General features: G+C 65.4%; 20 protein-coding genes. 15 read left to right on the top strand and 5 right to left on the bottom strand.

What is annotated here, in order from left to right; translation table 11 throughout:
* From L880_RS32210 to L880_RS35600, 12 genes are all read left to right on the top strand, one after another.
* On the top strand, positions 1 to 2,321 hold a 2,321-nt coding region (locus L880_RS32210; protein ID WP_157462799.1), incomplete at its 5' end, for a type VI secretion system Vgr family protein.
* A 14-nt stretch (positions 2,322 to 2,335) separates the two neighbouring features.
* Positions 2,336 to 2,698 carry a PAAR domain-containing protein gene (locus tag L880_RS0110915; RefSeq protein WP_027475708.1) on the top strand — a complete coding sequence of 121 codons (363 nt, stop codon included), beginning with the start codon at positions 2,336 to 2,338 and terminating at the stop codon, positions 2,696 to 2,698.
* Position 2,699: 1 nt separating this feature from the next.
* Positions 2,700 to 3,311: a DUF4123 domain-containing protein gene (locus L880_RS32215; protein WP_051443248.1), complete on the top strand. Its 612-nt coding sequence runs from the start codon at positions 2,700 to 2,702 to the stop codon at positions 3,309 to 3,311.
* Between the two features lie 21 nt (positions 3,312 to 3,332).
* Positions 3,333 to 3,737, top strand: a complete 405-nt coding sequence (locus L880_RS0110925) for a hypothetical protein (protein WP_027475709.1) — start codon at positions 3,333 to 3,335, stop codon at positions 3,735 to 3,737.
* Positions 3,734 to 4,522, top strand: coding sequence for a hypothetical protein (locus L880_RS32220; RefSeq protein WP_051443249.1), 789 nt, complete (start codon positions 3,734 to 3,736; stop codon positions 4,520 to 4,522). The genes L880_RS0110925 and L880_RS32220 overlap by 4 nt, the downstream gene beginning before the upstream one ends.
* A 91-nt stretch (positions 4,523 to 4,613) precedes the next feature.
* On the top strand, positions 4,614 to 5,702 hold the full coding sequence (locus tag L880_RS0110935; protein ID WP_027475710.1) for a type VI immunity family protein: 1,089 nt from the start codon (positions 4,614 to 4,616) through the stop codon (positions 5,700 to 5,702).
* A 264-nt stretch (positions 5,703 to 5,966) separates the two neighbouring features.
* A complete protein-coding gene (locus L880_RS0110945; protein ID WP_245615094.1) occupies positions 5,967 to 6,818 on the top strand; it encodes a type VI immunity family protein in 852 nt (283 codons plus the stop codon).
* Between the two features lie 27 nt (positions 6,819 to 6,845).
* Positions 6,846 to 7,559, top strand: a complete 714-nt coding sequence (locus tag L880_RS34365) for a hypothetical protein (RefSeq protein WP_157462801.1) — start codon at positions 6,846 to 6,848, stop codon at positions 7,557 to 7,559.
* Positions 7,560 to 7,659: 100 nt separating this feature from the next.
* Positions 7,660 to 8,094, top strand: a complete 435-nt coding sequence (locus tag L880_RS0110955; protein ID WP_027475713.1) for a hypothetical protein — start codon at positions 7,660 to 7,662, stop codon at positions 8,092 to 8,094.
* 47 nt (positions 8,095 to 8,141) lie between these two features.
* Positions 8,142 to 8,294, top strand: coding sequence for a hypothetical protein (locus tag L880_RS35595; RefSeq protein WP_157462803.1), 153 nt, complete (start codon positions 8,142 to 8,144; stop codon positions 8,292 to 8,294).
* 635 nt (positions 8,295 to 8,929) lie between these two features.
* Positions 8,930 to 9,757, top strand: coding sequence for a hypothetical protein (locus L880_RS0110970; RefSeq protein ID WP_027475714.1), 828 nt, complete (start codon positions 8,930 to 8,932; stop codon positions 9,755 to 9,757).
* 125 nt (positions 9,758 to 9,882) lie between these two features.
* Positions 9,883 to 10,311 (top strand): hypothetical protein, encoded by a 429-nt coding sequence (locus L880_RS35600; RefSeq protein ID WP_157462805.1) that lies wholly within the window; start codon positions 9,883 to 9,885, stop codon positions 10,309 to 10,311.
* 156 nt (positions 10,312 to 10,467) lie between these two features.
* On the opposite strand, the gene L880_RS34370 is transcribed toward L880_RS35600, so the two are convergent.
* Complete coding sequence (locus tag L880_RS34370) at positions 10,468 to 11,475, bottom strand: BLUF domain-containing protein (protein WP_051443251.1); 1,008 nt, start codon at positions 11,473 to 11,475, stop codon at positions 10,468 to 10,470.
* Positions 11,476 to 11,602: 127 nt separating this feature from the next.
* Here L880_RS34370 and dinB point away from each other — a divergent pair, with 127 nt between their 5' ends.
* The 3 genes from dinB (at position 11,603) to L880_RS0110995 (ending at position 15,591) form a co-directional block, all read left to right on the top strand.
* Positions 11,603 to 12,838, top strand: coding sequence for a DNA polymerase IV (gene dinB, locus L880_RS0110985; protein WP_027475716.1), 1,236 nt, complete (start codon positions 11,603 to 11,605; stop codon positions 12,836 to 12,838).
* Positions 12,839 to 12,958: 120 nt separating this feature from the next.
* On the top strand, positions 12,959 to 13,792 hold the full coding sequence (locus L880_RS0110990) for an enoyl-CoA hydratase-related protein (RefSeq protein ID WP_027475717.1): 834 nt from the start codon (positions 12,959 to 12,961) through the stop codon (positions 13,790 to 13,792).
* 239 nt (positions 13,793 to 14,031) lie between these two features.
* Entirely contained in the window at positions 14,032 to 15,591 is a 1,560-nt protein-coding gene (locus L880_RS0110995) for a methyl-accepting chemotaxis protein (protein ID WP_027475718.1), read from the top strand.
* Between the two features lie 24 nt (positions 15,592 to 15,615).
* On the opposite strand, the gene queF is transcribed toward L880_RS0110995, so the two are convergent.
* The 4 genes from queF to yaaA all read right to left on the bottom strand — a co-directional run bounded on the left by queF (position 15,616) and on the right by yaaA (position 19,089).
* Positions 15,616 to 16,464, bottom strand: coding sequence for an NADPH-dependent 7-cyano-7-deazaguanine reductase QueF (queF, locus tag L880_RS0111000; RefSeq protein ID WP_027475719.1), 849 nt, complete (start codon positions 16,462 to 16,464; stop codon positions 15,616 to 15,618).
* Positions 16,465 to 16,469: 5 nt separating this feature from the next.
* On the bottom strand, positions 16,470 to 17,342 hold the full coding sequence (locus L880_RS0111005; protein WP_027475720.1) for a 2OG-Fe(II) oxygenase: 873 nt from the start codon (positions 17,340 to 17,342) through the stop codon (positions 16,470 to 16,472).
* 66 nt (positions 17,343 to 17,408) lie between these two features.
* Positions 17,409 to 18,191 carry a carbonic anhydrase gene (locus L880_RS0111010; protein WP_084461246.1) on the bottom strand — a complete coding sequence of 261 codons (783 nt, stop codon included), beginning with the start codon at positions 18,189 to 18,191 and terminating at the stop codon, positions 17,409 to 17,411.
* A 121-nt stretch (positions 18,192 to 18,312) separates the two neighbouring features.
* A complete protein-coding gene (gene yaaA / locus L880_RS0111015; RefSeq protein WP_027475722.1) occupies positions 18,313 to 19,089 on the bottom strand; it encodes a peroxide stress protein YaaA in 777 nt (258 codons plus the stop codon).
* Positions 19,090 to 19,220: the final 131 nt, after the last annotated feature.

Genomic DNA, 19,220 nt, shown 5'->3' on the forward strand with positions numbered 1-19,220 from the left:
CAACAGCGCCTTCAGGGAGGATCGTCACCGTGCCCCGCACCGTCACCTACTGGTCTGCCGTGGCCCTTGAACTCAAGGGCAGCCCGGCCTTCGAAGTGCATAACCTGAGCGGGCGCGAAGCGCTGGGCGAGCTGTTCGAGTACAGCGTCGTGCTGCAAAGCCCCGACAGCCCCGACCTGAGCGAGCACGTCACGGCCAACCTGCCCTACAAGCAGATGGTGGGCCGCGAGGCGGGCGTGCGCATTGAGCTGGACGGGGGCGGCCAGCGCGAGATCAACGGCCTGGTCACCCGCGCCCGCTACCTGCGCTCGGAGAACCGGCGCAGCCTCTACGAGGTGACCCTGCAGCCCTGGCTGGCCCTGGCCGCGCGCACCAGCGACCACCGCATCTTTCAGGACCTGGACGTCATCGGCATCACCCAGCAGGTGCTGGCCGACTACCCCTACCCGATGGAGCTGCGCGTGTCCCACAGCTACCCGAGGCGGGTGTTTCAGGTGCAGTACGGCGAGACCGACCTGGGCTTTCTGAGCCGGTTGTGGCAAGAGTGGGGGCTGTACTACCACTGGCAGCACGAGGGCGGCAAACACCGTCTCATTCTGGTCGACGATGCGGGCGCCCACCCGCCCTGCCAAGGCGCGTACGCCACCGTGGCCTACTATGGGCACGGCGCCAAGCTCACCGAAGAGTACTGCCATCAGTTCAGCACCCAGGAAGGCCTGCAAAGCGGGCGCTGGGTGAGCGACGACTTCGACTTCACCCGCCCGCGGGCGCGGCTGCAGCAAAGCAGCGCCCTGCCGCGCAACACCGGCCACCCCGGGCAAGAGCTGTACCGCTGGCCGGGCGACTACGCCGACCCCGACGAAGGGCGCAACCTCAGCCTCACCCGCATGCAAGAGGCCGGCGCACCCGGCAACCGGGCCCAGGGCTCGGGCAAGCTGCGCGGCATCGAGTGCGGGCGCACCTTCACCCTTCAGAAACACCCCCAGGACAAGGCCAACCAGCGCTGGCTGGTGCTCAGCACCACGCTGCAGATCCAGGAAAGCGCCCACGCCTCAGGGCAAGAGGGCTACAGCTGCCACTGCAGCTTTGAACTGCAGCCGGCCAAGCACGTGTTCCGCAGCCCTCAAACCCAGCCCAAACCCCTCACCACCGGCCCCCAGACCGCCATCGTCACCGGCCCGCCCGGGCAAGAGATCCACACCAACGAGTATGGCCAGGTCAAGGTGCAGTTCCACTGGGACCGCTACGGCCAGCGCGACGAACACAGCAGCTGCTGGATCCGCGTCTCGCAGCCCTGGGCAGGCAGCAACTTTGGGGGTATCGCCACGCCGCGCATCGGGCAAGAGGTGATCGTCGACTTCGAAAACGGCGACCCCGACCGCCCCATCATCACCGGGCGGGTCTACAACGCGCTGAACATGCCGCCCTGGGCGCTGCCGGGCAACGCCAGCATGAGCGGGCTGCTGAGCCGCTCCACGCCCGGGGGCACGCCGGGGGCGGGCCTCAAGAACGGGGTGGGGGACGCCAACGCGCTGCGCTTTGAAGACAAGAAGGGTCAAGAGCAGCTGTGGCTGCACGCCCAGAAAGACCAGTTGAGCGAGGTGGAGCACGACGAAGACAAATGGGTGGGCCACGACCGGCGCAAGACCATAGACCACGACGAAACCAGCCACATCCGCAACGACCGCACCGAGACGGTGGGGCACGACGAGCGCATCACGGTGCACAACAACCGCAGCGAGCGGGTGGACCATGACGAGCACATCAGCATCGGAGACAACCGCAGCGAAGACGTGGGCCGCAACGAGACCATCCACATCGGAGGCAACCGCAGCGTGACGGTGGGCGGCCTGAAGACCGAGACGGTGACCTTGGCCAAGGCCGAGACCATCGGGTTGGGCAAGGCGCTGAGCATTGGCGGCGCCTACCAGACCACGGTGGGCGGCTTGATGAACACCACGGTGGGTTTGCAGAAATCCGAGCAGGTGGGGCTCAACGCCAGCCAGAGCATCGGCAAGGACAGAAGCATCTCCATTGCCAACGATGACCAGAAAACCGTGGGCAACAACCACAGCGAGCAGATTGGCAAGAACCAGGCCATCGAAGTGGGGGCCGACCATGCGCTGCGCGTCAAGGCCAACAGCCTCACCCAGGCCGGCCAGGAACTGGCGCTGCAGGCCGGTGCCTTGTTGCAGGCCAAAGGGCAGGATGTGGTGATCACCGGGGCCAGCAGCATCCGCCTGCAATGCGGGGCCAGCACCATCGAACTCAAGCCCGGCTTGATCACCATCGATGCCCCGCTGGTGAAGATCAACAGTTGAAGAGGGGGCTGTTGATGGGACAACCTGCTGCACGCATTGGCGACATGCACACCTGCCCGATGATCGAGCCCGGGCCCACACCGCATGTTGGCGGGCCCATTGTGTCGGGGGAAGCCAGCGTCATCATCGGCGGCTCTCCCGCCGCCCGTGTGGGTGACCGTGCCGCCTGTGCCGGCCCGGTGGATTCGATCACCCAGGGCGAAAGCACCGTGCTCATCGGTGGCCGGCCCGCCGCCCGCCTGGGCGACAAGACCGCTCACGGCGGCATCATCGTGGCGGGTTGCCCCACCGTGCTCATAGGCCGCAATGAGGGCGAGTGCCTGGCCCAGGCCGCCCGTTCAGGGGCCGCCGTGCTTCATTCGATGGGGGCCGACTGAAATGCACTCCCCCTACAAGCCGCCCACGCCCCCTGTGCCCGACCGATACACCGCCGCCTGTGCCGTGGCGGTTCGCCGGCTCCTGAGGGCTCAGCCTGCCGAGCAAGCCTACGCCATCGTTGACACGGCGGTCGACGACCGCCTGTATGGCTGGCTGCAGCTTGAGCCACCCCGCAGCGAAGTGACCTGCCTATACGACGGCGACCCGGCTGTGCGCTACGCACGCTATGCGCCCTACCTGATGCACCTGCACGAGCACAGCCCGCTGCTGCGCCAGTGGTTTGAACGCGGCTGGCAGCAGCACTGGGGCATCTGGTGCACCAGCGCGCAAGAGCCGGCGCGCCTGAAGCGCCACTTCAAACGTTTTCTCACGTTGAAGCACGAAGGCCGTCTGGCCTACCTGCGCTACTACGACCCCCGTGTGCTGATGACCCTGTTGCCCGCCCTGAACCCCGGCCACCTGTCAGATTTTTTTGGGGCCGAGGTCATCGGCAGCTATGGCGCCTGCCGACCGGATGGGCAGTTGTGGGTGGCCAGCGCCGTGCGCCCCAGTTGGCTGCACCAAACCTTTGGCGCGGCCAAGCTGGTCAGCGCGCTGTACCCCCTTCGTTGAACCACGCACGGGCGCAGCAACATGCCTTTGTCCAACACAGAACTCCGCCGCCTGCAGCGCGCCGCGCTGCAGGCCCATGAAGCCATGCTGGCCGATGCCGTGCGCGAGGTGGCCCAGCTTGGCCCCCGCGACTGGCCTGCCAATGCCTTGCTGGCCCACACCCGCCGTGGCCTGGACCGCGCTGTGCTGCATGGCCTGGACACCCAGCCCGACCTGCTGAGCTTTCTGGCCTTTCGCCACCTGTTTGGCGAGCGCTTTGACGAGTTTCCGGCGGTGCGGCGCTACCTGGCGCGCACCGACCTGCCCAGCGGCCACCGCATGCAACACATGATGCTCACGCTGCCCCTGGGCATCTGGGACGTGGTGCGCCGCCGCACACCGCCCGGGCCCTCGCCCCTGGGCATCCACCCCGAGGAGGCGCCATGAGCACCGCCGCCCTTGAGAATTTCCGAGGCCCAGGCTGCGGTCACCTGGCGTACGGCTTCAGGGCCCTGGACATGCTCAAAAAATCAGACAGCCTGTGCCAGGTGCTGCCCCCGATCGGCAACCAAGCCTGCCGCAGCAAAGACTACATGAACGAGATCGACAGCCGGGCCCTGTGCACCTTGTTTTGCTGTTGCAACAAGACCGGTGGACGGCAGGCCTGCGTCAAGAATGTGCTGTGGGCCGCCGACGGGGCCAATGGCTACAGCGGGCACTACAAGGCCGAGGTGCCCTACATCGATCGCCAGCCCCAGATGTCACGCAACAACCCCAAGCGTGCCACCCGCGGCCGGCCCGCGGGCTCTCGCATCCCCGATGTGGTGGTGGTCAAGGATGGCGCCAAGCCCCCCACGCTGGACAATGTTCAGAAGGCCTATGAGATGAAGTTTCCGGGCGACAGCTACGGCAATGAGATCGGGTCGGACCACATGACCCAGCAGGAGGCCTACAAGGATCTGTTTGAGGACAAGATCGATGAAAAGCCAATGACAACCCAAAGTTGCAAGTGTGACGACGAAGACGAGGCAAAAGAGAACGCCAGCGTGCTGCAAAAGGCCCGCGCCTGGGAGGCCCAGCGCGATCAGGCCCTGGCGATCGAGCACCCGCTCAACGAAGAGATGTGGCCTTTGATCGCCAGCGCATTGACCGGTGGCGTGACCAGTGTGATCGGGAGGGGGGCGAGCTTGTTGCTGGGACGCGCCTTGCAAGTCCTCAAGCTGGCGTTTTAAGCACCGCGCCCCCCACGTCGCCCCTGGTCTGCCTCATTGATCTCCGGCCACCCCATCGACGCCTCACCCCTTACCAACACCAGGAACCCCCATGCCCCCCTTAGACCCGAACCTGAGCGAAAAAGACGTGCTCCAAGCCTTGCAAGGCACGCTGGAGGTGGTGGACACGCTGCGCGTGATCGACAACCTCAACAATCTGGTGGCGCGCGGCGGCTTCATGCTGAACATGGCGTTTCTGGACGGTGACCAGTTGGCGGTGCGCGAGCGCTTTTGGGCGCTGTTTGACCACTACTGCCGCGTGGTGCCGCTGCAGGAGATGGTGTGGTGGCGCATTGGCCGGCCACTGCCCTTTTTGAGTGAACGCGCCCAAAAGCAGATCGCAGACGAGCGTACCTACCGCTTCAATCCCAAGGTTGTGCATTCCTTTCGAATGGGCTCGGGCCTGCAAAGCCTCAAGATGCGGGGCCCGGCGATCTGGGACGATCACGCCCAGGCGCATTACTGCAAGGTGTTTATCCGAGACTCCAAATCGATGTGGTTTCGCGATACGCACATCACACCGGGCTCAGGCCCCTCGCCCAGCGTGGTGCGCTTTGGCTTCCCGGTGTCGTGGGTGAGGGGTGGGGGCGACACGGCGGGCTTTGTCAAGCAGGCGGTGCAGATTCTGCAGCCGCTGTGGGCCACGGCGGGCTGGGGGGTGATCCCGGCGCCCACCGAAGAAATCTCGTGGAGCAATGAGGCTCAGCAGCGCCTGTACCCTTGGTTGGAGCGTTTTGCGGGCATCGATGCGATCAGCTCATTCACACTGAACAAAACGGCTTTTCACAAGGGCATGCCCAGCATCAACTGGATCAATTTTGTGAGTGATGCGCTGTTGCAGCCGCTGGGCGGGCGCGAGGCGGTGCGGGCGCAGGTGCAGGCCAGCCAGTGGCTGACGGCCAAAGACGTGGGCAACTGCCTGATGGTGCAGGCGGGGCCATTTCCGAGCGTGTGCGACACGCTCAGCGGGCTGCCGCTGCCGGCGGGCTTTGGCGAGGCGGCGCGGCTGCTCAAGCCCATCCGGGTGCAAGGCGTTCTCAACAGTTTTGTGAGCAGCAAAGGCGGGCACGGCCCCGACGATGAGGACTGGCAGCGCGACTGCGATCAGTGGTTTGGGCGCTTTGACCGCTATGGGCTATGAGCACGGCCCGTTGACACCAGGAACCCCCATGCCCCCCTTAGACCCGAACCTGAGCGAAAAAGACGTGCTCCAAGCCTTGCAAGGCACGCTGGAGGTGGTGGACACGCTGCGCGTGATCGACAACCTCAACAATCTGGTGGCGCGCGGCGGCTTCATGCTGAACATGGCGTTTCTGGACGGTGACCAGTTGGCGGTGCGCGAGCGCTTTTGGGCGCTGTTTGACCACTACTGCCGCGTGGTGCCGCTGCAGGAGATGGTGTGGTGGTGGGGGGGCGCCCTCTGCCTTATCTGGGTGAACGGGCCCAGGCCAAGCTGCGCGAACTCAAACACAACGCGCTCAACCCGAAGTACGCCATCAGCTTCCGCATGGGTTCGGGCCTGCAAAGCCTCAAGATGCGGGGCCCGGCGATCTGGGACGACCACGCCCAGGCGCATTACTGCAAGGTGTTTATCCGAGACTCCAAATCGATGTGGTTTCGCGATACGCATGTCACACCGGGCTCAGGCCCCTCGCCCAGTGTGGTGCGCTTTGGCTTCCCGGTGTCGTGGGTGCGGGGTGGGGGTGACACGGCGGGCTTTGTCAAGCAGGCGGTGCAGATTCTGCAGCCGCTGTGGGCCACGGCGGGTTGGGGCGTGATCCCGGCGCCCACCGAAGAAATCTCGTGGAGCAATGAGGCGCAGCAGCGCCTGTACCCCTGGCTGGAGCGCTTTGCGGGCATCGATGCCATCAGTTCGGACACACTGAACAAAACCGCTTTTAACAAGGGCATGCCCAGCATCAACTGGATCAATTTTGTGAGCGATGCGCTGTTGCAACCGCTGGGCGGGCGCGAGGCGGTGCGGGCGCAGGTGCAGGCCAGCCAGTGGCTGACGGGCAAAGACGTGGGCAACTGCCTGATGGTGCAGGCGGGGCCGTTTCCGAGCGTGTGCGACACGCACAGCGGGCTGCCGCTGCCGGCGGGCTTTGGCGAGGCGGCGCGGCTGTTCAAGCCCATCCGGGTGCAAGGCGTGCTCAATGACTTTGTGAGCAGCAAGGTCGGGCACGGCCCCGACGATGAGGCCTGGCAGCGCGACTGCGATCAGTGGTTTGGGCGCTTTGACCGCTATGGCTTGTAGACCTGACGAATGAGGAGTGAATGCAGCATGACGATGTCCGACAAGACCGAACAGCGCCGCCAGCAACGTGCGGCGCTGCAAGCGCAGGAAGTGGCCCTGGCGCAGGCAGTGCGCGAGGCAGCCCATCTCAATGCAGACGATTGGCCGGACGAGGTTTTGCTGGCCCACACCCGCCGTGGGCTGGACCGTGCGGTGTTGCACGGGCTGGACAGCCAACCCGACATTCTGGGTTTTTTGAGCTTTCGCCATTTGTTTGGCGAGCGCTTTGATGAGGTGCCTGCAGTGCGGCAGTACCTTGCGCGCACCGATCTGCCCAGCGATCAACGCATGCAGCGCATGATGCTAGAGTTGCCCTTTGATGTCTGGCAGCAGGTGGGCCAAAGCACGCCGCCCGGCCCTTCGCCAGAGGGGTGGGCCGAGCTGGCGCAGGAGGCGGGGCCGGTCGTTCAAGGCCAAGGGCTTGAGCCGCAAGCGGGCGATTCGCAGCGCATTGAGCCAGCGGAATCAGACGGGCCCTTTGTGTGCACACTGAGCTCGTACCAAGAGTACCTGCGTGAGTTGCAAAAGAAGAAGTTGGCCTGGGCCGCCTTGCGTGATGAGGTGCTGGCCCTCCAGCCCATCCTCCAGGATGAACGCTGGCAAAAGGCAGCCAGCGTGCTGGGCGGTGGCCAAGGAGAGGTGCCGACCAGGGCTGCAGCCCGGTGTGCCAAGGGCTTGCAGGGTTTGGGAATCCATTTCTGATCTGATGGATTTGGGCCAGCGATTGCTACCCCGCGTCCTGGCGGTGTGAGTGGCTCGGCAAGCCCGTTGGAAGAGAATGAAAACCGAACCACCGTAGCCCGTGGCGATTCAGGAGAAGGAGCTGCCGCCGATGCGTTTTACACGCTTGAAAACCACCATTATTGCGCTGCTCTTTGGGCTGCCGATGGCCTTCATCGAGCCCTACCCATCAGAACATGATGTGGCGCTGCTTGCACTGGGTGCATTGTTTTTCGGGTTTGTGTTCACCGTTATCCGAGAGCCTGATCTGAAGCGGGTGTGGATTGGCTATGGCCTCGCCACATTCATGTGCTTCGCCGTCTCATGCGTGTGGTGGTGGGGCGCAATGCGTGCTGGCTGGTGGTACCCACCTCAACTGCCCATCATTCAGCAATTTATCTGGGTGGATGGTGAATCCGCGTATGACGCGATGGTGAGCAATCTATTTCTGATGCTGTGGCTTGTTGTCACGGCCGCCTTTGTGGCTTGGCAAGTGAGGGCGCGCGGACGGGGTTGATTTTGCTGGGTCGGCTCCAAGCGGGGAGCACAGTCAATCCTGGGACGATGCGATACCAAAGCGGCGTGGTCATCTGCGTGGGCGGCGCCAACAAGAGTTCGGGCAAATCAGGCGGCTCGATCATCAAAGACCTGGCCCGCTTTGACGGCCAACGCTGGGAGCGCATTCACGACCCGGACAACGAGCGCATCGACGAGTGATGGTCCCGTTGGACCTGAGCAACCCCTATGCTCCCTTGGCCCCCAAGTTGAGCGAACAAGATGTGAGCCAAGCCCTGCAAGGTACGCTGCAGGTGGTGGACACGCTGCGCGTGATCGACAAGCGCAACACTGCGCATCCTTGCCCCATATCAGTCCTTGGGTCACCGTTTACAGCGGCTACCCCCAACGGGTTGCCGCACAGCAAGTTCAGGGGCGATTCAAGCTGGGCAGGCCCAAAAGATGCCGTCACGCGTCATCGAAATGGTCACGCAGGGCCAGTGCACGCGGGCAGAGATCCAGAAGCAACTCGACGGGATGTTCAAAGTGCATGAGTAGGCCGTGGTGCGGGCGGTGAAGCATGCGGGCAAGGTGAAGGATGACGTTCGGAATGTATTGATGGGCAGAAAGGACTGATGACGATGCGTGAGGATCTGTTTAGAACGACGGTGGCTGCGGCGCTCATTGAGCCAGAGTTACCTTTGCTGGGCGAGTCTTTGGACTCCGTTGAAGGGCAAGGCGTCATTTCGACATTTGCTCCCGGCTTGCGACCAGATTCACCATGGCGCAGTCAGCTCGTCGAGGACTGGGTCATGGCGTCTGTCGCCTACTGGCCTGCTACGTTTTGGCGGTGCATTTTGTCTGCGGAAGGCCAAGTCAACCTCTACGGCCCCGGAGGCAGCCCGGATCACATCTTCCAAATCCCCCAGGCCGGCGTGTTCGGCCCCGGCTCGGCAGGCTATGGCTACGTCAACCGCATCCGGGCGGTCGACGACGGGCTGTATGTGTGTGGTGATCACCGGCAGTTCTACCGCTTCAACTGGGATGGCCAGAACCTGTCCACGGGGCGCTGGGTGGACATGGCCGCCAGCATGCGGCAGGCCCCGGTCTCTGACGACCCGCCCGACGATGACGAGGCCTTTGACGCCTGGCTGGACGCCCAGGACGGCAGCGTGGAGTTTCGCGATCTGGGTGGCAGCGCGGAGCACGACCTGTACGCGGTGGGCGATGAAACCTGGCACTTCGATGGCCACCAGTGGCAACGCCTGACCCTGCCCAGTGACGAAGCGCTGAACGCCATCGAGGTACAAGATGCGCGGCACGTCGCCTTGGTGGGGCACAACGGCACCGTGCTGTTGGGCAATGCCCGCGAGGGCTTCAGAGATGTGTCTGGCGTGGACGACAACCAGAACTTCACCGGGGTGGTCTTCTTCGAACAACAAGTCTGGCTGGCCAGCACTCTGAGCTTGCTCGTCTACGACCTGCACAAGCCCGACGCCAAGATCGAGCGCTACCACACCGACCTGGCGGTGGACCGGGTGGACACCCATCAACTACAAGCGATGGGCGGAGTGCTGTGGAGCTTTGGCTACAAAGACCTGGCCTACCTGGACACGCGCACCCCCGAGGCGCATTGGGTGCGAGTGCACCATCCGGACAACCCGAGGGTGGACCAGCCTCTCTAGCCAGAAAGCCCGAATGTTTCCCAGGGCGCGGCTGGCCCCCAAGCAACCAGATGATGGATTTGACAGGGTGGACCCACAAGGGTCACAGGGGCCCTCGACGCTCGTGCCAAGAAAGGTCAACAACCGTGAAACTGTGCTTTGTTCTGTTGGGTTTATCGCTTCTATGCGGAACGCAAAACTCGCGTGGTCAGGACCATGCGCTGGCCGTGGATCAGTGCATCGCCGAAAGATCTGGCGCCGACAGCGTCATTTGCATCGAAAAAATCAAGCAAAACAGCCAAGCCGAGCTGCGACGCCTGGAGCGAGCCACTGTGTTGAAACTGAAAAAACAAAGCACGGCTGGGGATATCACCGTCACGCATTACCAGATGGCGGTGTCTGCGTTGAACAAGGCATCCACAGAGTTTGCGAGGTTCAGTGCCCATCAATGCGAGTTCTCGGTGGGGGCGAGTGGCGCCGTGGCCTCCGGTAGTGGACAGGTTCGTGGAGCCTGCCATGTTCAATTGAACGACTGGCGCATCCAATATCTGAAGATGGAGTTGTCAAAACGCTGATCCATGACGTGTTCGACAGGGATCAAAGAATGTGCAGTGTCGGCTGCTTGCACTTTCCCATTTCAATTGCCCTCGGGCCAATGCCAGATCGACACCCTGCACAAAGGCCACCCTGCTGCCCGTACTGACTGAGCGGTGGGCGTGGGGCTCTGCCTCTCACCCCGGAGGCCCAGATGGTGGCCCCAGCCTGAACAACGCTTGCAAGGAGGGCCACAGTGCTGACCAGTTGTTGCCGGCGGCATCCGGGGCTGGTTCGCCAAGGGTGCGCAAGTCCAGCCCGGCTTGTTGGGCCAGGGCAATCAGTTCGCCCTCCAGGCTGGGGGCGAAGCCCAGGCCGATGAGGCCGGGGCGCTGCTGCCGGTCCAGCCGGGTGAGGCAGCGCAGGGCGTCCTGCATCAACAGCCGGTCGTGCCCGGCATCGCCCTCGAACAGCAACAGCAGGTGGCCGTAGTCGGCCAGCAAGGCCTGCACGATGCCCAGTTCCAGGCCGGATTGGGGCAGGGCCACCACGCGCCGGGGCTGGCCCTGTTGCCCGAAATCGACATAGCGGATCGACAGGCTGGGGGCCTCCCCGCCTGTGAAGCGGCCGTGTCCCACCTTGCGCCGGTGCTTTCTGGCCAGCCAATGCACCAGGCTGGTGGCGTGCTCGTTGTGCCGGGCGCAGACCATCAGGCGCTGGAGGGGCTGTGGCGGCAGGAAGGGGTTGCCACCCGTGCCGGCCAGGGGGGTGGACAGCAGGCGCAGCAGCTGGGCCGGTGCCAGCGCCAGCCGCTGGCGTCGGGCGTGGCGGAACTGGTCGATGCGGCGGCCCAGGCTGTCGGGGGTCTCGGGGCTTTCCATGACGGCGCTGGACCAGGGCACCAGCAGCCGGCGCTCGGCGGGCTCGCGGTGCAGCAGGCGCATGTGGCGGTGGCGGGCATCGCGGGCGATGCGGGTCAGCACCTGGTCGATGGCCGTGCCCGGGCCTTCCAGCCAGTGCACAAACCAGCCGCTTTGGTACAGCAGGGTGGAGGCCACCCCCATGGCAGCGTTGCGCGCAGCAGCCGAGGCCCCAATGTGCCTGACCTGGGCCAGAGGGGTGCCCTCGAAGCAGGCGCGGCTGGCGTAGACCACCGAGTCAACTGTCTCGGAGCGGGGCAGCAGAAAGTCGTCTGGCGTGAGCATGGCCCCCAAGCATCTCAGGTTTGCCTCACCCGTCTGCGGGCCAGCCCTGCCATCTCTTCCAGCTTTTGCAAAGCGCCAGTCCTGCGGTTGGTTTGGGGTGATGTCTGGGGCGCTATGCTTGGCTCTCATGAACCCGCCGGCCTCATCGCCCCCTCCGCTGCGGCGCATCGCGCACCTCGACATGGACGCCTTCTACGCGTCGGTCGAACTGCTGCGCTACCCGCAACTCAAGGGGCTGCCGGTGGTGATCGGCGGTGGTCGACGCAAGGAGGATGCGGTGCTGGCGGCAGGTGCGGCGCTGCCGCTGGAGGCCTTCGCGCGCCTGTCGGGCTACACCGGCCGGGGCGTGATCACCACCGCCACCTACGCGGCGCGTCAGTTCGGTGTGGGTTCGGCCATGGGCCTGATGAAGGCGGCCCGGCTGTGCCCGCAGGCCATCCTGCTGCCGGTGGATTTTGACGAGTACCGCAAGTATTCGCGCCTGTTCAAGCAGGAGATCACCGAGATTGCCCCGCTGATGGAAGACCGTGGGGTGGACGAGGTGTACATCGACTTCACCGAGGTGCCCGGTGGCCAGCGCGAGGGCGGCCGCGTGCTGGCCCGCCTGATCCAGAAACGGATTTTTGACGTGACCGGCCTGACCTGCTCGGTGGGCGTGGCGCCCAACAAGCTGCTGGCCAAGATGGCCAGCGAGTTCAACAAGCCCAATGGCATCTCGGTGGTGCACGAGGCTGATCTGCAGACGAAGATCTGGCCCTTGGCCTGCCGCAAGGTGAACGGCATCGGCCCCAAGGCCGAAGCCCGCCTGGCCACGCACGACATCCACACCATCGGCGATCTGGCGGCACGCGACCGGGCCTGGCTGGTGGCCCATTTTGGCCGCAGCTATGGCGCCTGGCTGCACGATGCCGCCTGGGGCCGCGATGAGCGCCCGGTGGTGACCGAAAGCGAGCCGGTGTCGGTGAGCCGCGAGACCACCTTCGAGCGTGACCTGCACGCGGTGCACGACAAGGCGGAGTTGGGGGCCGTGTTCACCCATCTGTGTGAGCGCGTCGCGGCCGACCTGCAGCGCAAGGGCTATGTGGGGCGCACCATCGGCGTGAAGCTGCGCTATGACGATTTCAAGAGTGTCACCCGCGATCAGACCCTGCCCCAAGCCACGGCGGATGCGGCCCAGATCCGGCGTGCGGCCGGCCAGTGCCTGAAGCGGGTGGACCTGACGCGGCGTTTTCGCCTGTTGGGCGTGCGCGTGGGCAGTCTGCAGCGCCTGGGGCCGGATGGCCAGCCTCTGCCGCCCGAGGTGGTGGCGCCCGACGCTGGTGGGCAACGCAGCCTGGACCTGCTGACCGAGCCCTTGTTCTGAGCCTGGGCCGCTGGTCGCTGTCGCCCGTTTGCCAGCGGCTTGATCGGCGCTCACGTTAAATTGAAACGTTCGGCCGCGAGCGGTTTTGCGGCTTGGCCACCTCGACAAGACGGAGACCCCATGAAGTGCTTTGCCCTGACCCAGACCGACCACATCGCCCACCTGGTGCTGAACCAGCCCGAGGCCTTGAACACCATGCACCCCACCTTCTGGCGCGAGCTCGATGAGGTGCTGGAGCAGTTGAACCGCGAGGGCCAGGCGCGAGCGCTGGTGATCTCGAGCACGGGCAAGCATTTCAGTGCCGGCATGTCGCTGGACACCTTTGCCGGCGCCATCAGCATGGACGACCAGAGCCCCGAGGGCCGGGCCGCGGTGTTCGACCTGCTGACCGATATGCAGGCCACCTTCACCCGCCTGGAGACCTTGCGCATGCCGGTGATCGTGGCCATCCAGGGCGGCTGCATCGGCGGTGCGGTGGACATGGTGACGGCCTGCTGCATCCGCTATGCCAGCGCCGACGCCTTCTTCTGTGTGCAGGAGATCAACATCGGCATGGTGGCCGATGTGGGCACCCTGCAGCGCCTGCCCAAGCTGCTGCCGCAGGCCCTGGTCAAAGAGCTGGCCTACACCGGTCGCCGCCTGAGCGCCGAACGGGCCCAGGCGCATGGCCTGGTCAACGAGGTGTTCGAGAGCGCCGAAGCCACGCTGGCGGCGGCCCTGCAATGCGCCCGCGAGATCGCGGCCAAACCCCCTGTGGCGATCTGGGGCACCAAGCAGGCCATCCACTACGCCCGCGACCATTCGGTGGAGGATTCGCTGCGCCAGATGGGCTGGCTGCAGGGCGCCATCTGGAGCAACGCCCATGTGCGCGAGGCGGTGCTGGCCATGAAGCAAAAGCGCGCGGGGGCCTTCCCTTCGCTGTCGGCCCTCACCCCCTTCAAGACACTGGGTTGACGAATCCAGTGTTCGCTTGGCGGACGATGCTCGCATTTTTTGTTGCTGCGAATCAACCGTTGATCTGCGGTAAGCGCTACAGTCATTTCTTATAAAAATAGGGCCGAGGCGACCCAGAGGCGCCTGGCTCAGGGAGGGTTGGCGCTCTGCCGCAGCATGTGCGGCGCGGTCCTGTCACGGCTGACGAGCGCCAATCCTGTCGGTGCTACTTTTTGAGTTGTTACTGGATGGGGGTCTACATGCGCGTCAATCTGCCGGTGTCTCAGCACGAGTACGTGTTCGACGACGACCAATTGTTGGTGTCCACCACCGACACACGGGGCGTCATCACCCACTGCAACCCCGCCTTTGTGCAGGTCAGTGGGTTCACCTACGACGAGTTGATCGGTCAGCCCCACAACCTGATCCGCCACCCGGACATGCCGGCTGCGGCCTTCAAGGACATGTGGGCCACGATTGGGCGCGGTCGGCCCTGGACGGGGCTGGTGAAAAACCGGCGCCAGAACGGTGACCACTACTGGGTGTATGCCAACGTGACCCCCGTGATGTCCAACGGCAAACCCACCGGGTACATGTCGGTGCGCATCAAGCCCACCCGTGAGCAGGTGCAGGATGCTGAGCGTCTGTACGAGCGCTTGCGTCGCGATGAAGAGCAAGGGCGTGCCTCGGTGATGCTGCGTGGTGGCAAGGTGATCAGCCGCGACTGGAGTGCCCGTCTGCTGCGCCTGACCCGTCTGGACCTGCCCAGCACCCTGGGGCTGTGGTTGTTTCTGATCGGCTGTGGGGTGGTGCTGCCTGATCTGATGGGGGCCTCGGCCAGCCTGGCCATGGGCATTCGCCTGGCCGTGCTGCTGCTGGGGGGCATCGGGGTGGTGGCCTGGTTCCATGCCAGGGTCAGCCGCAGCCTGAACGAGGCCGTGCGTTTTGCGGGTGACCTGTCGGGCTGCAACCTGTCCACCTCGGTGGCAGTCAACTACCCGGAACCTTTGGGGGGCCTGATGCAGCGGCTGCAGCAGATCCAGGTCAACCTCAAGGCGGTGGTGGGCGATGTGCGTTTCGAGGTGGCGGGCTTCACCCAGGCGGCGGGCGAGATCGCCCAGGGTGCTGACGACCTGTCGGGCCGCACCGAGACCCAGGCCAGCAGCCTGCAGGAAACTGCGGCCTCCATGGAGGAGATCTCCAGCACCGTGCGCCAGACGGCCGACACCTCAGGCAAGGTGTCGCATGAAAGCGAGCAAAGCCTGGCGCTGGCCGAGCGGGGAGGGGCCGCCATGCGTGATGCCGCCCAGGCCATCGGCGCCATCGAGCAATCATCCGCCAAGATGAGCGAGATCATCGGCGTGATCGAGGGCATTGCGTTTCAGACCAACATCCTGGCCCTCAACGCGGCGGTCGAGGCCGCCCGGGCGGGCGAGCAGGGGCGGGGCTTTGCCGTGGTGGCCTCCGAGGTGCGGGCCCTGGCCCAGCGCAGTGCCACGGCCGCCAAGGAGATCCGCGAGCTGATCGGCAACTCGGCCCAGCAGGTGAGCGATGGGGCCCGTCAGGTGCAGGGCGTGGGGCACACCATCGAAGAGGTGGTGGCCTCGGTGTCGCGGGTCAGCACGTTGGTGGGGCAGATCAGTGCGGCGGCGCGTGAACAGTCCACGGGGCTGAGCCAGATCAACGAAGCGGTGACGCAACTGGACGTGACCACGCAGCAGAATGCCGCGCTGGTCGAAGAATCTGCCGCCGCCGCCCAGACCCTGAGCCAGAGCGCGCGCTCCTTGCAGCGCTCGGTCAGCGTGTTCCGGCTCAGTTGAGTCGGGCCCTGCCCACCGCAGGCTTCACTGGCGGGCGGTGCGGGTGTTGGCCGGCAGAGCCTGGGGATGGCTGGTGCGGAAAGGGTTGATGTCCAGCCCGCCGCGCCGCGTGTAGCGTGCATACACCGACAGCTTGATCGGCTGGCAGCGGCGCCAGAGGTCCATGAAGATGCGCTCCACGCATTGCTCGTGAAACTCATTGTGGTTGCGGAAGCTCACCAGGTAGGCCAGCAGGCCGGCCTGGTCGATCTGGGCGCCGCTGTAGCGGATCTGCACGCTGCCCCAGTCGGGCTGGCCGGTGACCAGGCAATTGCTTTTCAGCAGGTGGCTGGTCAGGGTCTCGGTCACCGGGGCCTCGCCCGCCTGGGTGCTCAGCAGCTCAGGGGCCGGGGTGTAGTGCTGGCATTCGATGTCCAGCCGGTCCAGGTTCAGGCCGTCGAGCTCGTGCACCGGTTCGCGGTCGAAGACCTCGGGGGCCAGCAATTTGACACCCACGCTGCCAGGGTGCGGGGCGCCACGCCAGGCGGCCTCGCTCAGGTCGGCGCGCAACCGGGCCTGCACCTCGCTGGCATCGGCAAAGCGCGTGTTGTTGAAGCTGTTGAGGTACAGCTTGAACGACTTGCTCTCGATGATGTTGGGGCTTTCGCAGGGCACGGTGACATGGGCGATGGCCACCTGCGGCTTGCCGCGCTGGTTGAGCCAGGACAGCTCGAAGGCGGTCCACAGGTCGGCTCCGAAGAACGGCGGGCTGCCTGAGATGCCGATCTCCTCGCGCTTGCCCAGGCGTGGGATCGGGAACAGCAGGCTGGGCTGGTACTGGTCGACGTAGGCCGAGGCCTTGCCGAGCTGGGATTGCTCTGGGGTGTTGGTCATGGGGGTCATTTGAATTCGCGTTCGCGCAGCCACTTGGTGGCGATCCATTTCTCGCCGGCGATCACCGGCGCGCCGCCGTGCAGGGTGCGGGTGCTGGGGTGGGGGCGCTCGTAGCTGAAGAACACCGCGTTGCCGCGCTGCGGCGCGACTTCGAGGTGCACGTCAGGGAAGGTGGTGCCGCCGCCTTTTTCGGGCTCGTTGAGGTACATGACCAGGGTGCCCACACGCTGACCACCGCGTTGGAGGATGGTGGGGGTGCCCGGCTCGCCGGGGTCGAAGTAATCGTAGTGGGGCTTGTATTCGGCGCCGGGTCGGTAGTGCAGAACCTGCAGCCCCTCGCCGTTTTCGACGGGCCAGTTCAGCAGCCGTGCGATGCGTTGTTCGATGCGCTGGATCAGCGGGCTTTCGCCGCGCGAGAAGAACATGCCGTCGCTGGTGCGGTCCACACTGACCTCTTCGCCCCCGGTCTGGGTGGCCACGGTGCGCGAGCGTGCCAGGCGCGGGCTGGCCGCAGCGATCAGGGCATCGCACTCTTCATCTGACAGGAACTGCCCGAACACCACGACGCGCGGCTGCACCATGGCCAGCAGCACGGGCACCTGCCGGTCGCCGGCATCCACGCGCAGGGGGGATTCGGCCAGCGCGGGTTCGGGCACCGGGCTGCGGGCGGGCAGACCCTGGCGCAGGGCCCGGGCTTCGAGGTGGTCGCCGAGGGTGATCTCCATGGCCTCGATGGCCACCTCTTCAGTCCAGCCCGAGGCCAGCATGGCCTTGAGCACGCTGGGGGCGTCGTGGCCGGCTTCGGCCTGTTCGACGATCCATTGGCGCAGGGCGGGGGTGATGGCTTGCGTGGTGGTGGTGCTGGAGGTCTGGGTCATCGGGAGTCGGTGAGGGCTGGATGAGGCGCCAATGCTAACGCCAAGCCAGCCTCCCCGGCGCAAGCGCTAGTTGGCTTCGACCCGGCGCCCGTGCAAGGGCTGGATGGGCCGGGCGTTGAAGGGGTACAGGCGCTGAAACGCCCGGATCTGCTGGGCCGAGGCGGTGATGGGCTGCTGCAGCACCTGCCAGCGCACGCCTTCGCTGCAGGGCGGCGTGGTCAGCGAGCCTCGATAGCGGTAGTAACGCCGGGACGCGGGCAACCAGTCGCTGACCTGCAGGGGGCTGGTCAAGGTCTGTGTCTCTCCGGCCTTGGCGGGCAGATGGTCGAACACGGCCTGCAGGTCGGTGTTGGCCGTCCCTTGATCGATGAAGACGGCCAGCACCGCCAGTTCCCCACTGGCGTTGCGGTGCACCAGGTGCGCCTCGAGGGGGTGAGATCGGCCATTGACCCGCTCTTCGCTGGGGGTGTGGAAGTGGAACTGCTGCAGCTCGAAGCGCTCGCCGTCCAGCAGCAGGGCGCCGGCCTGGCTCAGGTTGACCTGCAGGGTGTGGCCATTGTTGAGCACGCTGGCGGGGCTGGCGCGGTAGTCCCATTCCAACGGAGGCAGGTCGGCCCGGATGGCGTGGCGGATGTCGATGGGGGATTGCTGGTGGCCGGTCTTGCAGCCTTTGAAGTCGGGGTCGACCTCCGCCCAATGCGCCGCATCGTGGGGGCCGCGATAAGCCCAGTGGGCGTGGCCGGGCTCGTCGGCTTGCGCCAGGTGGGCGCAACCCAGGGCCAGTGCGAGGGCGGCAGCGGTGCGGATCGTGGTCCGGCGCGGTGAGGACTGGGAGGAGGGTGGGGACATGGGCGTGCCTTTCAAAAATGAAAGGCACTCTAGGTTGCCCCGACGGTCGTGCGGCCCGACTTCAGGTGCCGGCCGGCGCAAAGGCGGTTCAGGCTGTCCGGGCGGACTGGCGCCAGACCGGTCAGCCCAGGCGGCGCCGGAAGACGAGGCGATCGGTTTCAGACGCGGCGGGCTGGAAGGCATAGCCGTCGAGGTCAAAGCCCTCGAGCTGGCTGGGCAGGTTGACCCGGTGGGTGATGGCGTAACGTGCCATCAGACCTCGGGCCCGCTTGGCATGGAAGCTGATGATTTTGTAGCGATCGTCTTTCCAGTCTTCGAACACACATTCGATGACCCGGGCCTTGAGTACTTTCTGCTGCACGGCCTTGAAGTACTCCTGCGAGGCCAGGTTGACGACCACCGGTGAGGCGTCGGCCTGCAGGCGCTGGTTGAGATGATCGGCAATCTGCGGGCCCCAGAACTGGTAGAGGTCTTTGCCGCCCGGGTTGGCCAGGCGGGTGCCCATTTCGAGGCGGTAGGGCTGCAACTGGTCCAGGGGGCGCAGCACACCGTACAGGCCGCTCAGGATGGCCAGGTGTTGCTGAGCCCATTGCAGGTCTTCTGCCGAGAGGCTGCGCGCCTGCAGGCCGTCGTACACATCGCCATTGAAGGCCAGCACGGCCTGGCGGGAGTTGTCAGCGGTGAACCGGTTCGACCAGGCCTCGTAGCGGGCCACATTGAGGCTGGCCAGCTTGTCGCTCAAGCTCATCAGGCTGGCGATGTCGGCCGGGGTCTTCTGGCGCAGCACCTCGATCAGTTGTCGGGACTGCGGCAGGAATTGGGGCAGGGTGTGCGGCAGCTCGGCAGGCACGGGCGTGTCGTAGTCGAGGGACTTGGCAGGAGAGATCAGGAACAGCATGGCGTGGGTGTCGAAGCGGGTAGGGCGGAGGGGCATCGGGCAGCTGAATGCGCCACCCGGTGGGCCTGTCAGCGCCTGATTGTGCCCACAAGCCGGAGACCCGGCGGGGCACCCTGGATTGGGCCGAGCCC

It is taken from the genome of Curvibacter gracilis ATCC BAA-807, from assembly GCF_000518645.1.
Taxonomy (GTDB): Bacteria; Pseudomonadota; Gammaproteobacteria; order Burkholderiales; family Burkholderiaceae_C; genus Curvibacter; species Curvibacter gracilis.

What these genes read in the sequence shown, in the direction of transcription:
- L880_RS32215 (WP_051443248.1), top strand. Translation starts at nt 2,700, where the DNA reads ATGCACTCCCCCTACAAGCCGCCCACGCCCCCTGTGCCCGACCGATAC.
- L880_RS0110925 (WP_027475709.1), top strand. Translation starts at nt 3,333, where the DNA reads ATGCCTTTGTCCAACACAGAACTCCGCCGCCTGCAGCGCGCCGCGCTG.
- L880_RS34370 (WP_051443251.1), bottom strand. Translation starts at nt 11,475, where the DNA reads ATGCTCACGCCAGACGACTTTCTGCTGCCCCGCTCCGAGACAGTTGAC.
- L880_RS0110995 (WP_027475718.1), top strand. Translation starts at nt 14,032, where the DNA reads ATGCGCGTCAATCTGCCGGTGTCTCAGCACGAGTACGTGTTCGACGAC.
- dinB (WP_027475716.1), top strand. Translation starts at nt 11,603, where the DNA reads ATGAACCCGCCGGCCTCATCGCCCCCTCCGCTGCGGCGCATCGCGCAC.
- L880_RS32220 (WP_051443249.1), top strand. Translation starts at nt 3,734, where the DNA reads ATGAGCACCGCCGCCCTTGAGAATTTCCGAGGCCCAGGCTGCGGTCAC.
- L880_RS34365 (WP_157462801.1), top strand. Translation starts at nt 6,846, where the DNA reads ATGACGATGTCCGACAAGACCGAACAGCGCCGCCAGCAACGTGCGGCG.
- L880_RS0110915 (WP_027475708.1), top strand. Translation starts at nt 2,336, where the DNA reads ATGGGACAACCTGCTGCACGCATTGGCGACATGCACACCTGCCCGATG.
- queF (WP_027475719.1), bottom strand. Translation starts at nt 16,464, where the DNA reads ATGACCAACACCCCAGAGCAATCCCAGCTCGGCAAGGCCTCGGCCTAC.
- L880_RS35595 (WP_157462803.1), top strand. Translation starts at nt 8,142, where the DNA reads ATGCGATACCAAAGCGGCGTGGTCATCTGCGTGGGCGGCGCCAACAAG.
- L880_RS0111005 (WP_027475720.1), bottom strand. Translation starts at nt 17,342, where the DNA reads ATGACCCAGACCTCCAGCACCACCACCACGCAAGCCATCACCCCCGCC.
- L880_RS0111010 (WP_084461246.1), bottom strand. Translation starts at nt 18,191, where the DNA reads ATGTCCCCACCCTCCTCCCAGTCCTCACCGCGCCGGACCACGATCCGC.
- L880_RS0110990 (WP_027475717.1), top strand. Translation starts at nt 12,959, where the DNA reads ATGAAGTGCTTTGCCCTGACCCAGACCGACCACATCGCCCACCTGGTG.
- yaaA (WP_027475722.1), bottom strand. Translation starts at nt 19,089, where the DNA reads ATGCTGTTCCTGATCTCTCCTGCCAAGTCCCTCGACTACGACACGCCC.
- L880_RS0110935 (WP_027475710.1), top strand. Translation starts at nt 4,614, where the DNA reads ATGCCCCCCTTAGACCCGAACCTGAGCGAAAAAGACGTGCTCCAAGCC.